20 protein-coding genes are annotated in these 23,637 nt (G+C 67.5%); 9 read left to right on the top strand and 11 right to left on the bottom strand.

All coding sequences use genetic code 11. The features are described 5' to 3' along the window. Window positions 1-523: 523 nt before the first annotated feature. From OG804_RS12055 to OG804_RS12020, 8 genes are all read left to right on the top strand, one after another. Entirely contained in the window at window positions 524-2,101 is a 1,578-nt protein-coding gene (locus tag OG804_RS12055) for an ATP-binding protein (RefSeq protein WP_328396907.1), read from the top strand. After that, window positions 2,101-2,535, top strand: a complete 435-nt coding sequence (locus OG804_RS12050; protein ID WP_058855539.1) for a roadblock/LC7 domain-containing protein — start codon at window positions 2,101-2,103, stop codon at window positions 2,533-2,535. The genes OG804_RS12055 and OG804_RS12050 overlap by 1 nt, the downstream gene beginning before the upstream one ends. Beyond that, on the top strand, window positions 2,532-2,879 hold the full coding sequence (locus tag OG804_RS12045) for a DUF742 domain-containing protein (protein WP_327150742.1): 348 nt from the start codon (window positions 2,532-2,534) through the stop codon (window positions 2,877-2,879). Before OG804_RS12050 ends, OG804_RS12045 begins: the two co-directional genes overlap by 4 nt. Further along, window positions 2,854-3,477: a GTP-binding protein gene (locus OG804_RS12040; RefSeq protein WP_328396905.1), complete on the top strand. Its 624-nt coding sequence runs from the start codon at window positions 2,854-2,856 to the stop codon at window positions 3,475-3,477. The genes OG804_RS12045 and OG804_RS12040 overlap by 26 nt, the downstream gene beginning before the upstream one ends. Further along, the gene (locus tag OG804_RS12035) at window positions 3,474-4,745 is read left to right on the top strand and encodes a cytochrome P450 (protein ID WP_328396903.1); all 1,272 of its coding nucleotides are present in this window, start codon (window positions 3,474-3,476) and stop codon (window positions 4,743-4,745) included. The genes OG804_RS12040 and OG804_RS12035 overlap by 4 nt, the downstream gene beginning before the upstream one ends. Window positions 4,746-4,756: 11 nt before the next feature. Continuing rightward, window positions 4,757-5,974, top strand: coding sequence for a cytochrome P450 family protein (locus tag OG804_RS12030; RefSeq protein ID WP_328396901.1), 1,218 nt, complete (start codon window positions 4,757-4,759; stop codon window positions 5,972-5,974). Window positions 5,975-6,185: 211 nt separating this feature from the next. Further along, window positions 6,186-7,388 carry a cytochrome P450 gene (locus OG804_RS12025; RefSeq protein ID WP_328396899.1) on the top strand — a complete coding sequence of 401 codons (1,203 nt, stop codon included), beginning with the start codon at window positions 6,186-6,188 and terminating at the stop codon, window positions 7,386-7,388. 450 nt (window positions 7,389-7,838) lie between these two features. After that, window positions 7,839-8,966, top strand: a complete 1,128-nt coding sequence (locus OG804_RS12020) for a cytochrome P450 (RefSeq protein ID WP_442941803.1) — start codon at window positions 7,839-7,841, stop codon at window positions 8,964-8,966. A 313-nt stretch (window positions 8,967-9,279) separates the two neighbouring features. Here the strand turns inward: OG804_RS12020 and OG804_RS12015 are convergent, their stop codons facing one another. The 9 genes from OG804_RS12015 to OG804_RS11975 form a co-directional block, all read right to left on the bottom strand. After that, entirely contained in the window at window positions 9,280-10,890 is a 1,611-nt protein-coding gene (locus OG804_RS12015; protein ID WP_328396897.1) for an ABC transporter permease, read from the bottom strand. After that, window positions 10,887-11,798 (bottom strand): ABC transporter ATP-binding protein, encoded by a 912-nt coding sequence (locus OG804_RS12010; RefSeq protein ID WP_328396895.1) that lies wholly within the window; start codon window positions 11,796-11,798, stop codon window positions 10,887-10,889. Before OG804_RS12010 ends, OG804_RS12015 begins: the two co-directional genes overlap by 4 nt. A gap of 67 nt (window positions 11,799-11,865) precedes the next feature. Continuing rightward, entirely contained in the window at window positions 11,866-12,858 is a 993-nt protein-coding gene (locus OG804_RS12005; protein ID WP_328396893.1) for an Acg family FMN-binding oxidoreductase, read from the bottom strand. Between the two features lie 68 nt (window positions 12,859-12,926). After that, window positions 12,927-13,952, bottom strand: coding sequence for a hypothetical protein (locus tag OG804_RS12000; RefSeq protein WP_328396891.1), 1,026 nt, complete (start codon window positions 13,950-13,952; stop codon window positions 12,927-12,929). Between the two features lie 124 nt (window positions 13,953-14,076). Then, window positions 14,077-14,829, bottom strand: coding sequence for a L,D-transpeptidase (locus OG804_RS11995; RefSeq protein WP_328396889.1), 753 nt, complete (start codon window positions 14,827-14,829; stop codon window positions 14,077-14,079). Window positions 14,830-14,948: 119 nt separating this feature from the next. Continuing rightward, a complete protein-coding gene (locus OG804_RS11990; protein ID WP_328396887.1) occupies window positions 14,949-17,060 on the bottom strand; it encodes an amylo-alpha-1,6-glucosidase in 2,112 nt (703 codons plus the stop codon). Next, window positions 17,057-18,208 (bottom strand): glycosyltransferase family 4 protein, encoded by a 1,152-nt coding sequence (locus OG804_RS11985; protein ID WP_328398335.1) that lies wholly within the window; start codon window positions 18,206-18,208, stop codon window positions 17,057-17,059. The genes OG804_RS11990 and OG804_RS11985 overlap by 4 nt, the downstream gene beginning before the upstream one ends. Window positions 18,209-18,478: 270 nt before the next feature. Then, entirely contained in the window at window positions 18,479-18,763 is a 285-nt protein-coding gene (locus tag OG804_RS11980) for a hypothetical protein (RefSeq protein WP_328396885.1), read from the bottom strand. 218 nt (window positions 18,764-18,981) lie between these two features. Continuing rightward, on the bottom strand, window positions 18,982-19,644 hold the full coding sequence (locus OG804_RS11975) for a cyclodeaminase/cyclohydrolase family protein (protein ID WP_328396884.1): 663 nt from the start codon (window positions 19,642-19,644) through the stop codon (window positions 18,982-18,984). Between the two features lie 129 nt (window positions 19,645-19,773). Between OG804_RS11975 and OG804_RS11970 the strand changes: the two genes are divergently transcribed. Further along, on the top strand, window positions 19,774-20,814 hold the full coding sequence (locus OG804_RS11970) for an LLM class F420-dependent oxidoreductase (protein ID WP_328396882.1): 1,041 nt from the start codon (window positions 19,774-19,776) through the stop codon (window positions 20,812-20,814). Window positions 20,815-20,900: 86 nt separating this feature from the next. Here the strand turns inward: OG804_RS11970 and OG804_RS11965 are convergent, their stop codons facing one another. Together OG804_RS11965 and OG804_RS11960 are read right to left on the bottom strand one after the other, a co-directional pair. After that, window positions 20,901-21,239 (bottom strand): STAS domain-containing protein, encoded by a 339-nt coding sequence (locus OG804_RS11965; RefSeq protein ID WP_328396880.1) that lies wholly within the window; start codon window positions 21,237-21,239, stop codon window positions 20,901-20,903. A 46-nt stretch (window positions 21,240-21,285) separates the two neighbouring features. Next, window positions 21,286-23,625 (bottom strand): SpoIIE family protein phosphatase, encoded by a 2,340-nt coding sequence (locus OG804_RS11960; RefSeq protein ID WP_328396878.1) that lies wholly within the window; start codon window positions 23,623-23,625, stop codon window positions 21,286-21,288. Window positions 23,626-23,637: the final 12 nt, after the last annotated feature.

Genomic DNA, 23,637 nt, shown 5'->3' with positions numbered 1-23,637 from the left:
TCTTAATATCAATTTTGCGGGCCGCTCGCCAATCGCCGACCGGTCGGTCCGTTTCGATGGCTCCGCCGCTGGTGATAGGGGATGCCGTCGCGGTGTGCGCTCGAGCACGCCGCGGTGCACGTGCGCCGGCGGCGGTGTCCCGCCTCCGTGATCTTCACCGTCGCAATGCCTTTCCACGTTCCGCGAGGTCGCGGCCCTATCACGGAAAGGTGACAATCGATTATCGGCCGTTATTGAGAGAGTTCACGACAATGCTGCTACTGTGAGCGAGTCGTCGGGTTCCGGGCCATCGGGGGATGTGTTCCGATGGTCAGCGAGCGGCCGAATGACTTGTCCCTTAGTTACTTTCGGGTATCTGAAAGTAACTAAGGGATATGTCACCGACCGCCACCGCGAGCCCGGCGCGGACCTCATCCGGCCAGGGGCGAACATGGTCGGCGTCGCGAGGAAGGCGAGACGAAGTGCCGTGGTATCCGCGGCTCCGCGTGGCGCACCTCGAGCCCCGTCAACGACGAGAAAGCTGATGAATCTGAATACCGCCGTGCTGCTTCCCTGGATCCTCGCCCCCATATTGGTACTCGGCGTGGCGTGGTACGCCGTTCGGGCCGTGCGTGACCAACAGAAACGACTGGACGTACTCGAGCGGGAGCTAGCTGTGCGCGAGGACGCGCTAGAGCATCTCGCCGCCAGCACCTTGCCCGCCGTTTCGGAATCCACCCGCCGGTTCGAGCAGACCACTGTCGCACCCGAAGTGCCACCGGGCCTGGAGAACTCGCGCTTCGCGCAATGCCTGCGCTGGATCATCGATCGGGTCTCCGAAGACCTGCGAACCGTCCAGAGCGAAACCCGCGAGAGTGTGACGCGGGAGATGGAAGAACAAGTCCGGACCGCGGTCTCCACCGCGGAGCGGTCCGTACGCACCGAGGCCGACGCCGGTCGGGAACGCGCGGAATCTCTTTCGCGTGAAGCGACCAGTGCGGCGGTTCGTTCGTTCGGCACCTCCGTGGTCAGTCTGGGCGCCGACGTCTCCCAGGTGGTGAGCTCCGCGCTCCGCGAACACCGCGACGATCGCGTGTACGAGACCCTGATCCGCATCGACCACACCGTGCAGCAGATGATCCGCCAGGCGCAGTCCTATGTGATCGTCTGTGGTGGTCTGCCCGGCCGCCGCTGGCCCGCCCAGTCCCTCACCGACGTCGTCGGCGGTGCGACCGGTCGTGTCCGTGACTACCTGCGGGTGCGGCCCTCTCAGCTGGACCGCATCGTCATCAGCCGTGCGGTGGAACCCCTGGTGCATACGCTGGCCTCGCTCGTCGACAATGCGCTGCGCTATTCGCCACCGACCTCCTTCGTGGACGTCACCTTCCAGGAAGGCCATCACGGGGTGACCGTGATCGTCGACGATGCCGGCGTGCGGATGAACGCCGAGCAGATGGAAGAAGCCCGGCAGGTTCTGGCCAACGAACGTTCGGTCGATATCCACCAGCTCGGCCCGGCCCCCAAGGTCGGTTTCCCCGGTATCGCCGCGCTCGCCCGCCGCTACGGGTTCACCGTCTACATCGACGGCCCGAACGCCTACGGCGGTATGCGGGCCATGGTCTACATCCCGGAGGCACTGCTGGTCGCACCCAAGACCAACCAGGAGAACGACGCTTTGTCGAACGGAGTTCCGGCTCCGCGGGAACTCGCCGCGGTGCCCGCGGGTCAGGTCCCATCGGTTTCCAGCGGGGCGGGTAACGCCCTGGTCGGCAACACCGTATCGTCCAATGGGGGAGCACATTCGGCCACGAGCACCGGCGCGCACGCCGCGGTCTCGGTCGAGAGTTCCCGTCCCGTCGAGCGGATCCCGGCGGCCGGTGCGGTCGCCGAGGACGATACCGAGAGCGAGCAGCGTACGACAGTCCACGACATCACCAGCGGCGGACTGCCTCGGCGTCGGCGCCGGGCAGCGTCCGTACCCGCCGACATCAACGATCGCGTGTCCGAAGAATCCAGGACCGAAGTAGGGCAGCCCCGCCCCGATATCGCCGCCGCCTGGCAGAGCGGCTCCAAGAGCGGCCGTGCCGCCGCAACCGAACACACCGAAGGGATGACATCCTGATGGGTTCACCGAGGACAGTGGTATCCGACAGCACCAACAAACTGGGCTGGTTACTGGACGATCTCGAGGTTCCCGGCGTCCGATTCGCCGTCCTGTTGTCCGAGGACGGTCTGCGCATCGCCCATTCGGCGGGTATCGCGAAAGATGATGCCGAACGTTTCGCGGCCGCGGCCTCCGGCCTGCGGTCACTCGGGAAAGCGCTCGGAGAGTTCTGTGGCAGCAACGGAAACGATGTGCGGCAGAACATGACCGAGTACGACCAGGGCATGATCATGATCACGGCCGCGGGCGAGGGCGCGCTCCTGGGCGTGGCGACCATGACCGATATCGACGTGGGCCTGATCGCGCACCGGATGAACGAGCTGGCCAGCCGGGTCGGTCACGAGCTCGGCAGCGAACCTCGCAGAGGCGCACACGGCGGCGATCTGCAATGAGCCGGTCGCGGCGTGACCCAGACCTGGTCCGCGCGTATGTGCGGACCGGCGGACGCTCCCGTCCTACGCGCGAACTGGGCCTGGTGACACTGGTCCTCGCCGTCGGGGATCCGGCGCCGGGCTCCACGCCGGACGCCCGCCGGGTGGTCGATGTCTGCGCGCGCGGTGCTCTGTCGATCGCGGAGGTCGCCGCCTATCTCGACCTCCCACCGTCGGTGGTGACGATCGTCGTGTCCGATCTGCTGGACAGCGGACATCTGAATATCCCGACCCCGGCGGAAATAATGCCGGAGATCGCCCTGCTCGAGGAGGTACTCAATGGGCTCCGTGCTCTCCCGGCCTGATCGGCCCGCGGACTACGGCCGCGCGGTCGACTATGTGCCGGAGACGGTGACCCGATCGGTGAAATTGCTGGTCGCCGGTAATTTCGGCGTCGGCAAGACCACCTTCGTGAGCAGTGTTTCCGAGATCAAACCGCTGCGCACCGAGGAGACCATCACCGAGGCCAGCGTCGGGATCGACGATCTGGGCGGGCTGGGATCGAAAACGACGACCACGGTCGCGATGGACTTCGGTCGTATCACGCTCAACCCCGAACTGGCTCTGTACCTCTTCGGTACGCCGGGCCAGCAGCGGTTCATTCCGCTGTGGGAGGAACTGGCCAAGGGCGCGCTCGGCGCCCTGGTCCTGGTGGACACCCGGCGTATCGAGAAGGCCGACGAGGTGCTGGCCGTACTCGAGGAGCGCGGTGTGCCGTACGCGGTCGGGGTGAACGAGTTCGAAGGCTCGAATCGCTTCCCGCTGTCGGAAGTACGTGAGGCGCTCGACCTGACCGAAGACACTCCGCTCATCGCGCTCGACGCCCGTGATCGGCGAACCTGCCTGCAGTCGCTGATCACGCTCGTCGAATACTTGTTCCACCGATTGGAGTCTCGTCTTTGACCACGCAGTTCTCTCCGGTTCCGCAGCAGCAACCTCCGTTCGCCGGGTGCCCGGTGATCCACGGGGAACCCACCGGAGGCGTCGGCCCTCGCTTCAGCCTCTTCTCCGAGGAATTCGCCGGTGATCCGCATCGTGCCTACGCTGCGATGCGGAGCCGGTACGGATCGCTGGTTCCCATTGATCTGGCCCCGAATGTGCCGGCGACGCTGGTGATCGGGTACGACGCGGCGGTTCGGATCCTCAACGACTCCGACCGCTTTCCGGCCGATCCGCGCACCTGGCAGACGAGCATCCCGCCCGACTCACCGGTCAAGCCGATGATGGAGTGGTATCCGAACGCGTTGCGCAACAGCGGTGATCTGCATCAGCGATACCGCCAGGCCTACGTGTACGCGATCGACGGAATCGACCTGCACGAACTGCACCAGACCGTGGAGCGGATCGCGGTTCCGCTCATCAACTCGTTCTGTGAGACGGGCAAAGCCGATCTCGTCACCCAGTACGCGTTCCCGCTGGTCTTCGAGGTGCTGAACCAAATGGTCGGCTGCTCGTTGGAACTGGGGGAGCGGGTGGCCAACGGTATGGCCGCGCTGTTCGACACCGTCAACGCCGAATGGGGTATGAACCACCTCAGCGAGGCGCTGATGGAGCTCATCTTCCAGAAGCGATCCGACCCCGGTAACGATGTGACCTCGCGGCTGGTCCACCACTCCGCAAAGCTCGACGACGAGGAGTTGCTCTCCAATCTGATCAGCTTCTACGGCGCCGGGGTGGAACCGCAGCAGAATCTCATCAACAACACCCTGCTGCTGATGATGACCGACGACCGGTTCGGCGGAAATATGCTCGGCGGCAGCCTGTCGACTCGGGACGCGCTGGACGAGGTGCTGTTCAACGACCCGCCGATGGCGAACTTCTGCACCACCTATCCACGGCAGCCGATTCTCGTCGAACACACCTGGCTGCCCGCCCATCAGCCGGTGGTGATCAGTTTGTCCGCGTGTAACAACGACCCGGCCATCCGGGGCGCCGACCACACCGGCAACCGCTCCCATCTGGCCTGGAGCATCGGACCGCACGCCTGCCCCGCGCAGTCTCCGGCGTTCGTCGTGGTCCAGGAGGCGATCGATCTGCTGCTCGACGCGCTTCCCGAACTGGAGTTGGCGATACCGGTCGAAGAAATCGTCTGGCGCCCCGGACCCTTCCACCGGGCGCTGGCCGCGCTGCCGGTCGCTTTTCCGCCCTCTCCGCCGCTCAATCTCGTCTAAGGAGACAGTCGTTGGAACGCGAATCCATCGTCCTGGATATGGCCGGAGCCGATATCCATGGGGAGTCGGCACGGCTGCGTGCCCAGGGACCTGCCGCGCTGGTGGAACTGCCCGGTGGCGTTCCCGCCTGGTCGGTCACCGATGCCGCGGTGCTGAAGAGCCTGCTGGCCGATCCGCGTGTGTCCAAGGATCCGCGGCAACACTGGACGGCGTTCGTGAACGGCGAGATCACCGCGGACTGGCCGCTGCTGCCCTGGATCGCGGTGGAGAACATGTTCACCGCCTACGGCGCGGACCATCGCCGGCTGCGCAAACTGGTGTCGCCGGCATTCACCCACCGGCGGACCACGGCGCTGCGTCCCCGGGTCGAAGCGCTGATCGCCGACCTGCTCGACCGGCTGGCCGCTGCGCCCGCCGGGCAGGTGGTCGACCTGCGCGAGGGTTACGCCTACCCGGTCCCGATCCAGGTGATCACCGAACTGCTCGGCGTACCGGAGTCGCTGGGGCCGGGTCTGCGGGTATGTGTCGACCGATACTTCGACACCACCATCGATCAGGAGCAGGCGCAGGCGAATTTCGTCGAAATGTACGGGTTGGTGACCGAACTCGTCACCTACCGGAGCGAGAATCCGGGCGACGACATCACCAGCGTGATGATCGCCAGCCGCGATGAGGACGGTTCACAGCTCACCGAGAAGCAGATCGTCGAGACGCTGATGCTGGTCATCAACGCCGGTCACGAGACGACGGTCAATCTGCTGGATCAGGCGATAGTCGCCCTGCTCACTCATCCGCAGCAGCGGTCCGCCGCGTTGGCGGGGCAGGTGAACTGGTCGGATGTGGTGGAGGAGACGCTGCGCTACGAGGCGCCCGTCGCGCATCTGCCGCTGCGCTACGCCGTCGAGGACATCGAGATCGCCGGCCTGCGGATCAGCAAAGGTGAGGCCATCCTGGCGTCCTACGCCGCGGCCAGCCGTGACCCGAAGATCCACGGCGCGACCACCGATACCTTCGACGCGACGCGGACCGTCAAGGACCACATCGCGTTCGGGCACGGGGCCCACCATTGCATCGGCGCCCCGCTGGCGCGGATGGAAGGCGAACTGGCGCTGCCCGCACTGTTCAAGCGGTTCCCGAATATGCGCCTGGCGGTGGATGTGAGCGAACTGAAGCCGGTGGTCAGCTTCGTTTCCAACGGTCATCAGGAATTGCCTGTGTACCTGAACTGAGACCGGTAGCGTAAAGGTTTCCGGTACTACAACTTCATTGCTGATGGCTCGTCGCGGACGTCGCTGAGCGGGATGTATGGGTCGGCGGATAGGTCTGCGAGAACGCACTATTCACCGATTCATACGAACCTCGGAGTGTGATGTCTTGACCACAGCGCAACCTGCTCAGTACCACGTTTCCGACTCTCGTTTCGTGATCCACGGATCCCCGATGGACCCTACCGGGCCCTATATCCCCATGTATTCGGAGGAATTCGCCGCCGATCCGCACAAGGTGTACCGGGAGATGCGGCGGCGCTTCGGTTCGCTGGCCCCGGTGGAGTTGGCGCCGGGAGTACCGGCCACCCTGGTTATCGGCTACCACACCGCGGTGCGAATCCTCAATGATCCGGAGCGTTTTCCGGCCGATCCTCGGGTATGGCAGCGCGGGGTCCCCGAGAACTGCCCGGTGCTGCCGATGATGGAGTACCGGCCGAATCCGCTGCGGACCGTGGGCAACGATCGCACTCGGTACCGGGCGGCGGCGGTCGCGGCGATCGGTGAAGTCGATATGCACGCGCTGCATTCGACCATCGAGGAGATCGCGGTAACGCTGATCAACTCGTTCTGCGGGGACGGCTACTGCGATGTGGTCGGCCAGTACGCGTCACCGCTGATCTTCGCCACACTCAATGCCATGCTCGGTTGCCCACCCGAACTCGGGCATCGCGCGGCCCGTGGATTGGCGGCCATGTTCGATACGGTGGGTGCGGCCGAGGGCAATGCCACGCAGGCCGACGCGCTGCTCGAACTGGCCCGGCTCAAGCGGGTACAGCCCGGCGACGACATCACCAGCCGCCTGGTGCGGCATTCGGTGCAGCTCAGCGATGAGGAGACCAGACAGCAGTTGGCGCTGATCTACGGCGCGGGTACCGAACCGCCGCAGAATCTCGTCGCCAATACGCTGCTGCTGATGCTGACCGACGAGCGGTTCGCGGCGAACGTGCTGGACGGGAGTTTGTCGACCCGGGATGCGCTGGACGAGGTGCTGTTCAACGATCCGCCGATGGCGAACTACTGCATCAGCTATCCGCGTCAGCCGATTCTGATCGACGGCATCTGGTTGCCGGCGCATCAGCCGGTGGTGATCAGCATGACCGCCTGCAACAACGACCCGGCCATCAATACCGGTGGGCTGACCGATAATCGGTCGCACCTGGCCTTCAGCGTGGGAACGCACAGTTGTCCGGCCCGGTCGGTGGCTCTGCTGATCGTGCAGGATGCCATCGATCAGTTGCTGGACGCGGTCCCGGAGATGGAACTCGCGGTGCCCCGTAGTGAGCTGCGATGGCGCCCGGGCCCGTTCCACCGGGCGCTGGTCTCGCTGCCGGTGACCTTTCCCGAGAGTCCACCGATCCGAATCGGCGGTCGCTGAGCCGTGGACACAGTTCGGCCGGGTGGTGTTCCCGTCCGGTCGCTGGTGTGTGCCGCTGGTGCTCACGTGTCGCTCCGGCTGCAGTGATGTTGCTCACTGTATTCGGGTGTGATCTCGGCGGATACGCTGCCGGGCGCGGGCGATTCCGGAGGTAGCTCACGGATGGCTCGCATGGGGGCCGCGAGTCGGGCGGAGTGGGTGGCCGGGGCGGGAGTATCAGAAAACCTGTGACGCTGCGAAACTCGATTCGGCCCGCTAGGTTCCAGTGAGAGTCGCCACTCAGCCCTCCGGTGGGAGTTCCCGCCGTAGACATCACCGTGCAGGAACCAGCAGACGTTGAATATCGACAGCGCACCCTTTTCGCCCGCGGCACCCCGGGACTTCGACGGTCCACGTGTTTCCTTGTATTCGGAGGAATTCGCCGCCGACCCGCACACAGTGTATCGAGAGATGCGACGGCGCTTCGGTTCGCTGGCCCCGGTGGAACTGTCGCCGGGGGTACCGGCCACCCTGGTGATCGGCTACCACGCGGCATTGCAGATCCTGCACGATCCGGATCATTTCCCGGCCGACCCACGGGCCTGGGAGAAGAACATACCCGCTGATTGCCCGATCCGGCCGATGATGGAGTGGCGCCCCAACCCGATTCGCAGCGCGGGCCGGGACCACCTCCGTTACCGCTCGGCAGCCGCCACGGCGCTCGGGAAGGTCGATCTGCATCGGCTGCACACAACCGTCGAGCAGGTCGCGATACCGCTGATCAACTCGTTCTGCGAGGTCGGCCACTGCGATGTGGTCAGCCAGTTCGCATTGCCCCTCGCCTTCTCCATACACAATGCCACCCTCGGCTGCTCGCCCGATATCGGCCAGCGCGCGGCCACCGGGATGGCCGCCCTGTTCGATACCGTCGATGCCGAGCGCGGCAACCAGATGCTGTCCGAGGCATTGCTGGAACTGATCCGGGTCAAACGCGCCGATCCCGGCGCCGATATCACCAGCTGGCTGGTCGAGCATCCGGTGGCGTTGGACGACGAGGAGATGTTGCACCAGCTGGTGACGCTGTACGGGGCGGGTATCGAACCGGTGCAGAACTTGATCTCGAACACCCTGTTGCTGATGCTGACCGACGAGCGGTTCGCCGCGAACGTGCTGGACGGGAGTTTGTCGACCCGGGATGCGCTGGACGAGGTGCTGTTCAACGATCCGCCGATGGCGAACTACTGCATCAGCTATCCGCGCCAGCCGATCCTGATCGACAATGTCTGGTTACCGGCGCACCAGCCGGTGATGATCAGCATGGCCGCCTGCAACAACGATCCCGCCATCCGCACCGGCGAGGTGACCGACAATCGTTCGCATCTGGCATTCGGGACGGGCCCGCACGCCTGCCCGGCTCGTCCGGCGGCGGTACTGATCGTGCAGGACGCGATCGATCAGCTGCTGGACGCCCTCCCCGAGATGGAGCTGGCGATCCCGGCGAACGAGTTGCAGTGGCGACCGGGTCCGTTCCACCGGGCTCTTTCCGCTCTCCCGGTCACTTTCCCCGAGAGCCCGCCGATCAGCGCCGGGATCCAATAGTCCGGTAGCTCGGTCGGGAGTGCCATGCAGAACCGCACTGCCTCATCAGTTCTCGATCCAGGGGCTCGGATACTCCGGGCACAACGCACGCATTCGTGAGCAGGCGGCCGGTCGCATCCGTGGACCTCCCGGGCGGCGTGCACGCCTGGTCACCGCCCTGTTCTCCGGACCGCAGGTCTGCAAAGATCCCCGGCAGCACCGGTTGGTGTTCCGGCACGGTGAGGTCTCGGCGTTCCACCTGAACGGGACATGACCCGCGTGTCGGCCGAACCTGGGCCACCGCTCGCCCCGGACCGCGGTCCAGGGCAACCGATCAGTTGGTCTGCAGATCGCGGCGACGGAACCCGAATATCCCCGCCGCGCACAACAGCAGTGCCACCGCCGAGGTGAGCAGTACCGGCACCGGATCGAATGCCGTCGCCGGAACCAGCGGGATATTGTCGAACGGGGACAGGCTCATCAGCCATCCGGGGAATTTCAGGGTCGCGCCGAACATCAAGACGACCACGCAGAAAGCCATGACCAGCCAGGCCGCCGAGTTGATCAGGGGCGCGAAGCCGAACAGGAGCAGCGTGACACCGCCCAACACCCACACGGCCGGAAGATAGGTCAGCGCGGCTCCGGTCAGTGTGACCATCTGTGCCGGATCGCCGGTGATCAGGCCATAGGTGACGCCCATTCCGAAACCGCTGAGTGCTACTACGACGGCCGAACCGCCCAGCACGAGTACGAGATGACCGACCGTCCAGCGCACCCGGCCCAGTCCGGTGGACAGCAGCGGTTCGGCATGTCCGGACATTTCCTCGGACCGCAGGCGCAGCCCGGCCGAGATGGTGTACGCGGAGGCGATAATGGCCAGGATCGCGACGGCCATGGCGTAGAACGCGTCGACCATACTGCCCATGTTCTGGCCGAGGATCTGGTCGAGATCGATATCGCCCAGCAGATCGTCGACATCGTCACCGATCGTGCCGAACGACATCCCGCCGAGGAACATCCCGACCGCCCAGCCGAACAGCAGACCCCGCTGCAACCGCCAGGCCAGACCTACCGTTCCGTGCAGGGATTCGGCGGCGCGCGCCGGCCCCGGCCGCGGCGCAATCAGTCCGGCGCCGAAATCTCGCCGGTCCAGGACCCGGGCCGCCGCCACCCCGATGCCGATCGCGACCAGCACCGAAAGCCCGGCGGGCCACCAGATCTCGCCGTCGTAGGGCCGCATCGCCTGCCCCCAGCCCAGCGGCGAGAACCAGGACAGCACCCCGTTGCCGACATCACCGACCGCGCGCAGCAGATAGGAGACCGCCAGCGCCGTTCCGGTGATCGCGTAGCAGGCGCGCGTACTCGCGCTGACCTGCGCCGCGAGCAGCGCGATCGCCCCGAACACCCAGCCGGCGCAGGTGGCGCCCACACCCAGCGCGAGCGAACCCGCGACCGGAAGACCGTAGCTGATGAGGCTGAGGGTGATCGCCGCCCCGAGTAGAAGATTCGCGCCGACCGTGACCAAGGCCGCCGCCGTCGGCGGCGCGTAGCGGCCGACCACCCCGGAGCGGATGAGTTCGTCGCGTCCGGTTTCCTCGTTGGCGCGGGTGTGGCGTCCGATGAGGAACATGCTCATCAGCCCGGCCACCGCCATACCGAACGCACTGGACTGGAACGCGACCTGGCCCGCCACGGTATCCAGCACCCGGGGCGGTCCGGCCATGGCGATCATGGCGGCGTTACCGGACATGCTCCGGGCGAGTGCGTCCAGATCGGACTGGTTCGGGTACGCGGCGTCCAGCGCGACCGCCTGTGACCAGTACACCAGGGTATCGCCCACGATCCAGGCCACCAGCGGAAAGCGTTCGCGGCGGAGCGCGAACCGGGTCAGGACACCGGTGCCGGTGAAAGCGCCCGCGGTCCGGGTTCTGCTCGGCGCCGTCATGATTCCGGCACCCCCGCCGCCGCGAGTTCGTCGCCGTAATGGCGTAGGAACAGTTCCTCCAGCGTCGGCGGCTGGCTGGTGAGGGTCCGGATACCGAAAGTGGTGAGATGTTCCATCGCCGCGCCCAATTCGACAGTGTCGACCTGGAAGCGGACCCGGGTGCCGTCGGCGATGAGATCGTGCACACCTCGTAGGTCGCCGAGTCCGGTGACCGGACGCTGAGTTTCGGCCTCGATCGAGGTCCGGGTGAGGTGCCGCAGATCGGCGAGGGTACCGGACTCCACCGCCCGGCCCTGCCGGATGATGGTCACCCGATCGCACAGCGCCTCGACCTGGGCCAGGATATGGCTCGACAGCAGGACGGTGCGTCCGTCCCGGCGCATCTCCTCGACGCATTCCTGGAACACCGCCTCCATCAGCGGATCCAGTCCGGAGGTGGGTTCGTCGAACAGCAGCAGTTCGACATCGGAGGCCAGGGCGGCGACCAGCGCCACCTTCTGCCTGTTGCCCTTGGAGTAGGTGCGGCCCTTCTTCGTCGGATCGAGATCGAAGCGTTCCAGCAGGTCGCGCCGTCTGCTCTCGTCGATTCCGCCGCGCAGCCGGCCGAGCAGATCGATCACCTCGCCGCCGGTGAGGTTGGGCCACAGGTTCACATCACCGGGAACATAGGCCAGTCGGCGGTGCAACTCCGCGGCCCGGGACCAAGGGTCGCTGTCCAGCAGCCGGACGGTGCCGCCGTCGGCGCGCAAGAGCCCCAGCAGGACCCGGATGGTGGTGGATTTCCCGGCGCCGTTGGGTCCCAGGAACCCGTGTACCTCGCCCGAGCTCACCTGCAGGTCGAGTCCGTCCAGTGCGCGGGTGCGGCCGAATGTCTTCTGCAGACCGGAGATATCGATCGCGGCAGTCATGGGAGCACAGTATTCCGATTCCGACGGGCTCGGGGATGTTCCCACGCGGCCACCGGGCGGTCCCGGGTCAGCCGGCGCGGTGGAGTTCCAGGAAATCGCCGACGGTGCGGCGCGGTGTCGGGGGCAGCGCCGAAGAACCGGGCGCGGTGCCCACTCGCACCACCACCTGCGGAGAGGCGGGTTCGGGCAGCAGATTCGCGATGGTGCGCCGGCTGACCGGGACCTCGGTGATGTGGGTCAGCGGGCAGGTCGCCAGCCCGGCCGCGGTGCACTCCAGCAGTACCGCGGACAGGGCTTCGCCGGTGCGGAGCCAGTCGAGGGGGCTATCCGCGGCCGAACCGATCACCAGGAGCCGGGAGGCATCGATCAGTTCGCCGCGCCGCAACGACGGCGGTGCGACCGGAAAGGCGCGGCCCACTCCCACCTGTGCCAGCTCCGCCGCCGAGACCAGCGCGGAGATCGGCACCCCGTCGGCGGGCGAGTCGTTGCCGGCCCACCAGTGCAGCTCGTTCAGGTACTGCGGATCGTATTCGCGCAGGGCCGCCGACTGGGCCGACGCGGCCGCCAGCCGCAGCCGGGCCGAGTCGTCCAGAACACCCAGTGTGACGTCGTGCGCGGCGGCGGCGGTGTGCAGCCCGGGCGCCACCCGGTCCCAGTCGCGGGGCGGCAGCATCGGCAACCGGTCGGTGTGGCGCCGTTCGATGGCCGTTGCGTGGGCGCGGACCGCATCCGACACCGTCCGGGCCGGTGCGAAGTCGAGGGTGGCCAGATGGTCGGCCGCGGTATCGGGCAGCCGTGTGACTGTGGTATCCCACCCCGCCGCCGCGAACGCGGTCCGCGCGTGGTCGAGCATGGCGCCGCAGCTGATCACGAGCTGGCGGCCCTGCGGGTCGGCCGAGAACAACTGCCGGGCGGTATCGCGGTAGAGCTGGAGCCGATGGCCGTCAAACACCCAGCGCCATGGTTGCGTGTTGTGCACCGACGGGGCCCGCCGGGCGAGAGAAAGAGCTGCCTGCACTGTCGGATGGTCGGGCACCCGAGCCGTACCGATGGCGTCCATCTTCCGAGTCTGCTCCTCGGAGTCGCGGCGGACCACCTCGTCGGCCGATCCGGGCCGAATCGTGGCACTCAGGGCATGGGGCCGATACCGGTGATCAAGGTTCGGTCACCGATTCGCATCGCCGTGACCAGTTGCGGGTTGTAACTCAGGGGCGCGCTCCCCGGCTGGTACTCGGTGATCGACACGGTGTACTGGCCGACGAAGGCCCCGGGGGCTATTCGGACGCAGTGCGTGGTCCCGATGGGAATGGTGTCGATACCCCGCTGGATATCGGCGGCCGACGGCACCGCGGCATCGGGTGCGACCAGGGCGCGGGCCTGCTCCCCGGATCGGGTGACGTAATAAGCGTGCTGAAACCCGAAAATCGCCGCCGGACCCGAATCTGCGCCGCCCGGATCGTTGCCCTGCACGGTATTGCCGACCCGTTCGGCCGGACAGTTCTGGTCGGGTACGGCCGTAGCGGGCGCGGTGGCGCTGGGCGCGGCCGCGGCGGGCGGGTGTGCCTCGTCGCCGCCGACGACCGCGAACTGGACGTAGGCGGCCGCGCCGAGCGCCCCGGCCCCGGCGATGCCCAGCAGTGCCGGCACCCAGCGGTTTCGGCCGGGGGCGGACTCGGTGGACCGGTCGGGTGCGGGCGCGGCCGGGTCGGGTGGTGTCAGGCGCCGGCGCAGCCGCTCCCGGGCTCCCGCCGGCGTGCTGTCCGCGGAGTCGGGCGCTGGGGAGTCCGTGTGGGGAATGTCGGCTTCGGGCGGGTCGGCGTAGGCCGTGGCGCCCGGGTGCGGCTCGCGGTCCCGGACCGGCGCGGCCGAGTCCTCGTTCGCCCGCGCCACCCAGTCCGACCAGCTGCCCTCGTAGGTGGCGTTGCCGCTGTCCCAGCCCGGGAGCCGGAGCACCGGGATCGGTTCGGTGGGCATCGCCTCGTCCGGTGCCACGGACAGGTCTGCCGGGTCGTACTGCGGGGTGTAGAGGTCCGGCCGGCGCGAGTGCGGGTCCGGGTCGGTGTATCCGGGATCCGGTGGGTGCGGCGAGCCGCCGGAGTCCTCGTCCCCGCGGTACCACTCCCCGCCGGGCGGACCCGAGGGCGGTCGATCCATGGCGCGGCCCCCTTCATCGGTTCACGACGCGCGGTCGCTCTCCACTGTTCTAGTGGATCGGCGCCCGCCGCGCAGCGCGGGGGCGTTCCCGGGCGTGAACGAGACGCTCCCGCCCGGGAACCGGTCACCAGTGGATGTTCACCGGGTCGCCGATGCCGACGTTCTCGTAGTACCAGGAGGCGTCGGCCGGAGCCAGATTGATGCAGCCGTGACTCACATTGGAGTTGCCTTGCTGGTCGACCGACCAGGGTGCGGAGTGGACGAATACGCCACCCCAGGTGAGCCGCTCGGCCCATTCACCGTCGATCAGATAACCCTCGGGCGAATCCAGCGGGATACCGATCGTCCGGGAGTCGAAGATGATGTTCTGGAACTTCTCGAGCACCGGATAGGTACCGGTGGGCGTCTCGTAGCCGGGCTTGCCCATCGACGCGGGCATGGTCCGCACCGGCACGCCACCCATGCTGACGGTGAAGGTGTGCGTGGACATGTTCGCGTCCGCGATCACCCCGACATTGGTGTCGAACTGGGTGCGGCGGTCACCGAAATTCACGGTGAGAGTGCTGTTCGCGGGCAGGTACCCGCTGGGTGTCCAGGTCAGTTCCCGGTCTCCGCGCCAGGCATAGGCGCCGGGCAGCGGATCGCCGGCGGTCACCGACAGCGACTGCTCGGCGCGGGTCCGATCGGCGACCCCGGACGAGAACCGGACGGTAACCGGATGGGCGATGCCTACGACGGCGCCGTCGGGCGGGCTCACCGAGGCCACGGATGCGGTATCGGGTCGATCGATCGTCATGGCGTTCGCCCCGGCGGGGACGACGGCCAGTCCGAGTGCGATCGCGATCGCTAGAAAAAGGTGCCGGGCAACGATATTCATGGTTCCACCCCTTACGGACGACTGGTGGACAGACGTCCATCCTAAGGGGCCATGATCAACTAAACCACCTAAGATACCCTCCCGGCACCGGTTCGCGACGTAGGCACACCGGGTGATTGCTATTCGGTGACAAGTTTCCAGTCGTCCGGCAAACCGTGGACGTGCATCGTGGAGCCCTCGGCGTGGATGCTCACCGTGGCAGATCCCAGGCGCAGGTCCGTCAGGCCCACTTTGCCCCATTCCCGCGGCAACTGCGGGGTCACCCGCAGGACACGGTGCGGTACACACGGGGACAGCCCGAGGAACGAGCGCACCAGCAGCAGCGGCGCCGCACTCGCCCACGCCTGCGGCGAACAGGAGGTGGGGTAGGGGACCGGTGAGCGGAACTCCGTGCGGGCGAAACCGCAGAACAGCTCGGGCAGCCGGCCCCCGAACTCACCGGCCGCGTCCAGCAGACCGGTGGTGAGGCGTTCGGCCAATTCTCCGGCGCCCGCGATATGCCGGTAGCGCAGCAGACCGGCGACCGCGATCGCGGTGTCGTGCGGCCAGATCGAGCCGTTGTGGTAGCTCATCGGATTGAACGCGCCCATGCTGGCGGCCAGGGTACGCAGACCGAAACCGCTGTCCATGCTCACATCGGCCAGCCGCTCGATCAGTTCGGCGGCACGTTCGTCGGAAACGATCCCGGTCCACAGGCACTGCGCGGCATTGCTGGTCAGTGAGTCGACCTGGTTCTTCTGCCCGTCCAGGGCGACGGCGTACCAGCCGTTCTTGGCGACCCAGAACGCCTCGTCGAACCGGTCCTTGAGGTTCTCGGCCTGATCGCGCAGCCGTGCGGCGGTGCCGTTGTCGCCGAAGTGCTCGGCGAGCTGGGCCCGTGCCAGCCGGGCCGCGTACACGTACCCCTGGACCTCGCACAGGGCGATGGACGGTTCGGCCAGATGACCCGACGCGTCGTTGATGGAGTCGAAACTGTCCTTCCACCCCTGGTTGCTCAACCCGCGATCGGTTTTGCGGCGGTATTCGACGAACCCGTCGCCGTCGGCGTCCCCGTACTCGTCGATCCAGGCAAGCGCCGCGTCGGCGGCCGGGAGCAGTTCCTGGATCACCGAGTCGCCGGCGCCCCACCGCCAGCATTCGGCCAGCAGCATGACGAACAGCGGTGTCGCGTCGACCGAACCGTAGTAGACGGTGCCGCCGAGCACCTGGCCGCTGGCCGGGCCGTGCCGCATCTCGTGCATGATGCGACCCGGTTCCTCCTCGGTGATCGGATTGAGCTTCGTCCCCTGTAGATCCGCCAGTCGCCGCAGGGTGCCGACCGCGAGCGCGGAATCCAGCGGCAGCGCCATCCACGAGGTGAGCAGGCTGTCGCGGCCGAACAGGGCCATGAACCAGGGCGCTCCGGCGGCGACATAGGCCGGTGCGCCGTCGGAGCTGCCGTCGATGCGCAGCGCGCCGAGATCGCTCTCGGTGCGCTGCAACACCTCCGACAATGCCGGATCGGTGGCGGTGAGATCGGTGGCGGTGGCCCGCCACGCCTTCAGCCGGCTGATCGGGCTGTCCTCGTCATCGCCGAACGCCATCTGCACGCGACGGTGCGAGACCACGGGCTGCGCCAGGATCTCGGTATCCCAGCGGCCGCGGGCCGGCACCACCACCTGCCAGGTGATGGTGCCGGGCAGCATGACCGCCCCGGCCGTGGCGCTGATGGTCAGCCCACGACCGGCTTCGGAATGGTCGGTCAGATGCAGATCGCCGTCCGCGGCGTTGTGTTCGGCGCCGCCGCCGTGGTTGCGACCCTCCTTGACCGCGAACAGATCCGCGAAATCGGAATCGACGAACAAGGTGATGGTCATCGCCGTGTCCTCGTGACCGAGGTTGTGCACGGTGATGGATTCCTTGAGGCCGTTGCCGATGAGGCGGCGGCGCACCACGAGCACGGTGCTGTCCGCCACCCCGGCACGCGGGGGCTTACGCAGGATGAACCGGCCTTTGAAGGCTTCCGGGGTGAGCACCGTGAGGTGCTCGGCCGGTTGCCCGTCCAGCCGCAGCTCCCAGCGTGAGATCACTCGGGAGTCCCGGTAGAACAGGCCCTGCGAGGTGCCGGAATGGATATCGCCGAGTGGGTCGGACAAGCAGAAGGTGCTCGCCTCGACCAGGGTGACCGTCCCGCCGCCGCCGTTCACGGCGGCGGGCTGGCCGGAGTTGAGAATTCTCGGCGGTGCGTTCATGCCCTACTCCATACCGGTGTCGTGCCGGCGTCGGCGCGTATCGCGGGTACCTGGTTGCGGCGCATACCGACGGCGGTCAATGCCTGGCCCCTACTGTGGGCTTCGTCCCACGCATCGAGTATGCGGTAATAGGCGGCCTCGTACCCGGCACCCAGCTGATCCACGCCGAAATAATCTTCGACCCGGCGGCGGCAGGCGTGCGGATCGAGTTCGCTCGCCCTGGCGATCGCCGCCGGCAGTTCGTCCGGATGATCGCAGATGATCCCGGTGACCCCGTCCTCGATCACTTCCTCGACGGCGCCGCCGCGCAGCGCCACCACGGGTGTGCCGCAGGCCATGGCCTCGATCATCACGATGCCGAACGGTTCTTCCCATTGGATCGGGAACAGCAGGCAGCGCGCACCCGCGAGTAGCTCCCGTTTCGCGACCGCGTCCGCTTCCCCGAAGACGTGGTCGGTATCGGTGAGCAGCGGTTCGATCTCCGCGGCGAAGAAGGCTTTTTCGGGCGGCTCGTTGCATTTGCCGGCGAGGACGAGCTTCAGCCCGGCTTCGTGTGCGGCGTGCAGGGCCAGATGAGGGCCCTTGTAGGAGGCGTAGCGCCCGAGGAACAGCGCGTAGTCCTCCTTCTCCGTGCGGAACGGCCACTCACTGGGTCGCAATGCGTTGTGCACGCGGCCGATCCAGTTGAAGCTCGGCGCCAGTTCCCGCTGCCGGTCGCTGATGGCGACGAGCCGCGTGTGTTCGTCGAGCGAGCCGTAGTACTCCCACATATCGTTGTCGACCGGCCCGTGCACGGTGACCGCGGTCGGAATGCCCAGTGCCTCGTAGGCGGGGGCGTTCAGCGGACCGGCGAAAGTGTGGTCGTGAATGATGTCGATATGCCGGGAGCGGGCCAGCTTCTCCACCATGCGACGCACTTTGAGCGCGTTGACGACTTCGGGAAAGGGGTCGCCCAGCCGATCGGCCTGGGTGGTTTCCCAGATCGGCACGAATTCCGCCTCGGTACCGGGCTTTCCGGCGCCCAGCAGCGTCACCCGGTGACCGCGGGCGACCAGGGTGTCGGCGAGTTCGGCTACCACGGCCTCCACGCCGCCGTAACCGGCCGGGGGGACATCGAAATACGGGGGCGCGACCAGGACGATGTTCAACGGGTGGTTCCGTCCGGCTCCGCCGAAGCGGGCGCGCTGCGATTTTCGCGCCGGGGTATCCGATTCGGATTCCGAATTCGTGAATATGGTACTCAACTCTTCCTCCTCGACTAGTGGTCGCGCGACATGCGAGAATCGCCGCCCGGCCAATGGGTGGAGCTGATCAAGAACCATTCGGTACGAGAGCGGTCGAGCTATCGGAAGCACGCCGGAATACCCGGCGTGGGAAAGAGGCGCGACGGGTCGAAGTTTGTGCCCGCCGCGCGGGAATCAATCGCCGTAGTACGCCGACCGGCCGGGCGAAATGCCGAACGCGGGCCGGTCGGGGGTGGCCGACGCAATGGCCAAGGTGAGTCCGGCCCGTCTACGGACCTGACATTCGGGAGAACAGAGCCGATGGATATCGTGCGCGCGCCGGGCTTGTCCCAGCGTCAACACTCCTGGATCCGCCGAACAGTCGGCGATATTGGATACGACTCCGTGTTCGGTGATGACATCGATACCCGGCTCAGTGACTTCCGCCGCGGCCGGCGCCGATGTGTACCCGATCCTCACCGTTACCTCCTGCACTCGTCGAGCTGGGGCAAACAGTTCCCCGGCCGCCGGTGCCCCGCCGGCCGGTCTAGCTGGTGCTGCCTGGGTCGAGCGGTGGAGCAGTGTGAATATCAGGAACGAGGCCTATTCTACGCGTGCTCCGTTGTTCATCTGATCTCGAATAATCCCAGTTCGGCATAAACCTGGTTAATTCGCGCGTGCTGATATGTGCACCTGAATCATCCGCCGCGGACCGCATGTAGCACCTCCTGGTGGAGGGAATCCGCCCGTGCGGTGATTTCCTGGATCCGTGCCAGGACCTCGGTGAATGCGGCGGCTTGTTCGTCCGGAAGCGAGACCACATTGATCTCGATATTCAGCTGCGAGGTCACCGCGGCGGCCCGGGCGGCCGCGGCCGCGGCGCCGATATCGGTGACCACATTCGGGTTACCGATCGGCAGCAATTCGGCTGCCAGGGTCAGTATTCCGTCGGCCTCGTCGATCACGGCCGCGGGGACGCGGGCCGCTTCCAGCAGGGCGTCGTGGATCGCCGCCGACCGTGCGGCGGCCTCGCTGTCGGTGCCCTTGGGCAATTTGTAGGCGGCGCCGACCGCGGTGAAAGCGTCGGCATCGGCGTCGGCCAGGGCGAGGGCCCGGTGACGTGCGGTATCGGCGGATTCGATGATCCGGTCGATCACCGGCCGGTGCTCGGCGTCCTTGGCCCGGGTGGTGTAGCGCGCGACCATGGCGACCAGCGCGGCGCCCTGGGCGGCGTGCAGCGCGGCGACCGCGCCGCCGCCCGGGGCCGGCACCTTCGCCGCGAGTTCGCCCAGGTAGTCACCGATCGGCGAACCGCCGAGCCCGGTGGCGGTGTGCTGTGGCGATTGGGTGGGCTGCGACACGATTCGGCCTTTCTCGATCCAATTGCTCTAAGTTTGCTACACGGCTCTCGGGGTTACGAGGTTCAACCTACCTCCTCGCTCGGCGTGGCCGGTGCCGGGCCACCCCGTAACCGGGATTATGTTGAGGACATGCGGATCGGATTGAGCATCAACTATTCGGGCGGCTTCACCGAGGCGGCGGCCGAAGTGGCCGATTTGGAGCGCGCGGGCCTGGACATAGTGTTCGTGCCCGAGGCGTACTCGTTCGACGCGGTGAGCGCGCTGGGCTACCTCGCCGCCAAGACCTCCCGATTGCAGTTGGCGTCGGGAATCCTGCAGCTCTACACCCGGACTCCCACACTGACCGCGATGACCGCCGCGGGCTTGGACTTCGTCTCCGACGGCCGGTTCGTCCTCGGTCTCGGGGCCTCCGGGCCGCAGGTCATCGAGGGATTTCACGGCGTCCCCTACGACGCGCCCATCGGGCGGACCCGTGAGCTCGTGGAGATCTGCCGGAAAGTCTGGCGCCGGGAGAAGCTGAACTATCAGGGCAAGTACTACCAGATCCCGCTGCCCGAGGGTACGGGCACCGGTCTCGGTAAACCGTTGAAGCTGATCAATCATCCGGTGCGCGAACGCATTCCGGTGCTGCTCGCCGCGCTGGGCCCCAAGAACGTACAGCTGGCAGCCGAGGTCGCCGAGGGCTGGCAGCCGATCTTCTTCCTGCCCGAACGCGCCGACGCGGTCTTCGGCGACGCGTTGCGCGCCGGCAAGGAGAAGCGGGATCCCGAACTCGGCCCGCTCGACGTCTATGCCGGGCCGGCGCTGGCCATCGGCGAAGACGTCGAACCGCTGCTGGGATTCGTCAAGCCGATGCTGGCCCTGTATATCGGCGGGATGGGCGCCAAGGGCAAGAACTTCTACCACGCCCTCGCCACCAAGTACGGCTACGGCGCCGAGGCCGACCGGATCCAGGAGCTGTACCTGGCCGGGAAGAAAGACGAGGCGACCCAGGTGGTTCCGGACGAACTCGTCCGCGCTATCTCGTTGATCGGCCCGGCGGGGTACGTGAAGGAACGGGTCGCCGCGTTCGCCGAGGCCGGTGTCACCGTGCTCAATGTCGCGCCGCTGGCCGCGACACCGGCCGACCGGGTCAAGCTCATCGAACAGTTCCGGGCGATCTGCGACTGACCCCGCGCCGGCCCGGACCCGAAACACTCGGGCCGGGCCCGGCGGAGCATCCTCCGCCGGGCCCGGCCCGAGTCGTCTGCGTTCGTTCAGGCGTCCCGGAAGCTCGACAGGGCGGCATCCAGCGTGGTGTGCAGGGCGAAGACCTGGTCCAGTGCCGTCATCTTGAGCTGCCGGCTGGTAGCCGGGCCCTCGGCCACCAGGGCGATCGTGGTCTTGTCCGCGGCCCGCTGATGGGCGGCGACCAGCGCCGCCATTCCGGCCGACGCCAGGAAACTCACCGCGGCCAGGTCGACGACCAGGGCGGCCGGTCCGGCATCGAGCGCCGTGTCGATCGCGGTCTCCAGGGCGGGGGCCGTGGCGAGGTCGACCTCCCCGGTAACCGTGAGCACGGTGACGCCGTCGTGGTCGGCGACCGCGGTCGTCATCGTATCCGTGAGCGGATTCGCGTCTGGAGGAGTATTGGTCACATCTTCACAATCTGCCATGAGTCTCTCGATCTCGCTGCATCGTGTCCCCGCCGGACCGATTCGCCGTCCCGCGCAGGGCGCTGGCCACCGGGAACGTGATCGCCGGAAGAGTGACCGACATCCGTACCCGGGTGCCGGATCCCGGGTGGTCAATTTCGAGTTCTTCGGTGAGTGCCCGCATCATATCGATTCCGCGGCCGCGCGGGCCCGGATCGACCGGCCGCGGCCGCCAGACCCCGGTATCGGTGGTCTCGATGACCACCCGATCACCCACGCATTCGGCGGTGAGTACAACCCGTTCGTCGTCACCGCCGCCGTTCTGATAGGCATGCTCGATACTGTTGCTGCACGCCTCGTTGGTGGCCGCGACCAGGTCGGAGGTCAGGTTGTGCGGGACCCCCGCGGACGACAGCCACGATGTCAGGGTACGACGCAGCATCGCCAGCCGGTCGGGCCGGGCCGGTACGTCGAGCCGGAGCGGGGCGGGCGGCTGGCGGTAGACCACCATGGCGATATCGTCGTCGTATCCGCCCTCCGGCCGCAGCGCCGACAGCACCGAATCCGCGACCTCACGCGGTAGTCGCTCGGCCGTGTCGGCCAGGATCGTGGCGATTTTCGCGAAACCCTCGTCGATATCCTCGCCGCGGCGCTCCACCAGGCCGTCGGTGAACAACACCAGCGTCGACCCCGGCGGCAGCGGGGTGGTGGCCTCGGGCCGCCGCGGGGTCTCGAACGTCGCCAGCGGGACCGACCGGCCGCCCTCCAGCATCCGTCCGACCTTGTCCACATCGGCCAGGATGGGGGGCATATGGCCGGCGTTGCTGTAGCGCACCAGCCCGCGCACCGGGTCCAGCACCGCCGCGCACACGGTGGTGCACAGGGCGCCCGGAATCCGGGCGGCCACCGGGTCGAGTTCGGAGAGCAGCTGGGCCGGCCCGGCACCGCGCAACAGCAGCGCGCGGGCGGCCGTGCGCAACTGCCCCATCACGACCGCCGCGGACAGTCCGCGGCCCACGCAGTCGCCGACCACCACACCGATGGTTCCGTCCGGCAGCGGCACCACGTCGTACCAGTCGCCGCCGATCTCCAACGGCGGCAGGGCGGGTTCGTAGTGCACCGAGAAGCGAGGCGGCAGTTCGATCGGCCCGAGCATGGCACGCTGCAGGGTCAGCGAGGTGGAGCGGGCCTGGTCGAAGTTGCGGGCCCGCTGCACCGCCAGGCTCAGATGGCCGATGAGCAGCGAGAACAACGTCCAGTCGGCGGCATCGACGACACGGGGCACCGCGAACCGCAGCCACAGCGCGGCATCCCGCTTCTCGCCGAGCGGGGCGACGATTCCCTGGGCGCTGCCCGCGCCCTCCGGCACGGCGATGAGAGTGCGCCCGGGCCGCAACCGGGCCCGTTTGAGAATGGCCTCCGTCGCGGGTTCGAGGCCGGCTCCGGGCGCGGTGCCCGGGGGAGTACCGGAGATGTAGACCTCCGGTGCGGTGAGGCCCGTCCAGACCGCCACCACCGCGGTCTCCGCGCCGACGGTGCGCCGCAATTCGTCCAGGCCGACCTCGAGCACTTCGGCCACCGTGGTCGCCGCGGCCAGTGCGGTGGCCAGCCGGTTCGCTGCCTGGTCGCGAGCCTGGGCGTCGTGTTCGGCGGTGACATCGCGGACGGTGCCGACGAAAATATGCTCCTCGCCGTCGGGTTGCACCAGCGCACTGGTGCTCACCGCGATCCAGCGGCGCCGGCCGTCGCGATGCTGTACCGGCACCACGAAGCGGGACGCCTCGGTGCCGAGATCGGGATAGCGGGGCCCCTCCGGAATCGCCCACGGATGCGGCAGGGGATAGGGCACCCCGGCGGCGCCGTATCCGGTGAGCTCGCCGAACGCCTTGTTGACCTCGATCAGGGTGCCGCGCGCGTCGGCGACGAAGAAACCGTCCTGTAGCGATTCGACCAGGGCGGTGCGGAATTCGTCGCGGCTGGAGAGATCATCGGCGCGGGACCGCTGCTGCTCGTACCGACGGGTGCCGTCCAGGTAGCCCCGGGTCGCGACATCCAGGGTGATCAATGTCTGCAGCAGGAACTCGAGCGCGTTCTCCGCCAGCGGGCTCTCCGGGCGCGCCGCCGTGTCCGGCCCGTCGTCGCCGGGCGCGGTAGCGAGGGCTTCGGCCTGCACCTGTTTCACCACCCGGAAGTGGTGTTCGGTGAGGTCGAGCAGACTGATGCCTTCGACCAGGGCCCGGCGACCCAGTTCGTGCCCCTCGGCCAGACCGTCGCGTTCGGGGGCGGCGAGATGGCGGCGCAGTGCGTCGGCGTAGGCGTCCAGGAATGCCGCCAGCACCGTGCTCATCGCCGGCCTCGC

It is taken from the genome of Nocardia sp. NBC_00416 (genome assembly GCF_036032445.1).
In the GTDB taxonomy this organism is placed as follows: domain Bacteria; phylum Actinomycetota; class Actinomycetes; order Mycobacteriales; family Mycobacteriaceae; genus Nocardia.
The sequence above is the reverse complement of the archived record's forward strand: the minus strand, read 5'-3'. Positions and strand labels throughout refer to the sequence as shown.

Excerpts from the sequence above, each read along its gene's own strand:
- OG804_RS12055 (WP_328396907.1), top strand. The coding sequence starts at position 524 with ATGAATCTGAATACCGCCGTGCTGCTTCCCTGGATCCTCGCCCCCATA.
- OG804_RS12050 (WP_058855539.1), top strand. The coding sequence starts at position 2,101 with ATGGGTTCACCGAGGACAGTGGTATCCGACAGCACCAACAAACTGGGC.
- OG804_RS12045 (WP_327150742.1), top strand. The coding sequence starts at position 2,532 with ATGAGCCGGTCGCGGCGTGACCCAGACCTGGTCCGCGCGTATGTGCGG.
- OG804_RS12040 (WP_328396905.1), top strand. The coding sequence starts at position 2,854 with ATGGGCTCCGTGCTCTCCCGGCCTGATCGGCCCGCGGACTACGGCCGC.
- OG804_RS12025 (WP_328396899.1), top strand. The coding sequence starts at position 6,186 with ATGGACCCTACCGGGCCCTATATCCCCATGTATTCGGAGGAATTCGCC.
- OG804_RS12020 (WP_442941803.1), top strand. The coding sequence starts at position 7,839 with ATGCGACGGCGCTTCGGTTCGCTGGCCCCGGTGGAACTGTCGCCGGGG.
- OG804_RS12015 (WP_328396897.1), bottom strand. The coding sequence starts at position 10,890 with ATGACGGCGCCGAGCAGAACCCGGACCGCGGGCGCTTTCACCGGCACC.
- OG804_RS12010 (WP_328396895.1), bottom strand. The coding sequence starts at position 11,798 with ATGACTGCCGCGATCGATATCTCCGGTCTGCAGAAGACATTCGGCCGC.
- OG804_RS12005 (WP_328396893.1), bottom strand. The coding sequence starts at position 12,858 with ATGGACGCCATCGGTACGGCTCGGGTGCCCGACCATCCGACAGTGCAG.
- OG804_RS12000 (WP_328396891.1), bottom strand. The coding sequence starts at position 13,952 with ATGGATCGACCGCCCTCGGGTCCGCCCGGCGGGGAGTGGTACCGCGGG.
- OG804_RS11995 (WP_328396889.1), bottom strand. The coding sequence starts at position 14,829 with ATGAATATCGTTGCCCGGCACCTTTTTCTAGCGATCGCGATCGCACTC.
- OG804_RS11990 (WP_328396887.1), bottom strand. The coding sequence starts at position 17,060 with ATGAACGCACCGCCGAGAATTCTCAACTCCGGCCAGCCCGCCGCCGTG.
- OG804_RS11970 (WP_328396882.1), top strand. The coding sequence starts at position 19,774 with ATGCGGATCGGATTGAGCATCAACTATTCGGGCGGCTTCACCGAGGCG.
- OG804_RS11965 (WP_328396880.1), bottom strand. The coding sequence starts at position 21,239 with ATGACGACCGCGGTCGCCGACCACGACGGCGTCACCGTGCTCACGGTT.
- OG804_RS11960 (WP_328396878.1), bottom strand. The coding sequence starts at position 23,625 with ATGAGCACGGTGCTGGCGGCATTCCTGGACGCCTACGCCGACGCACTG.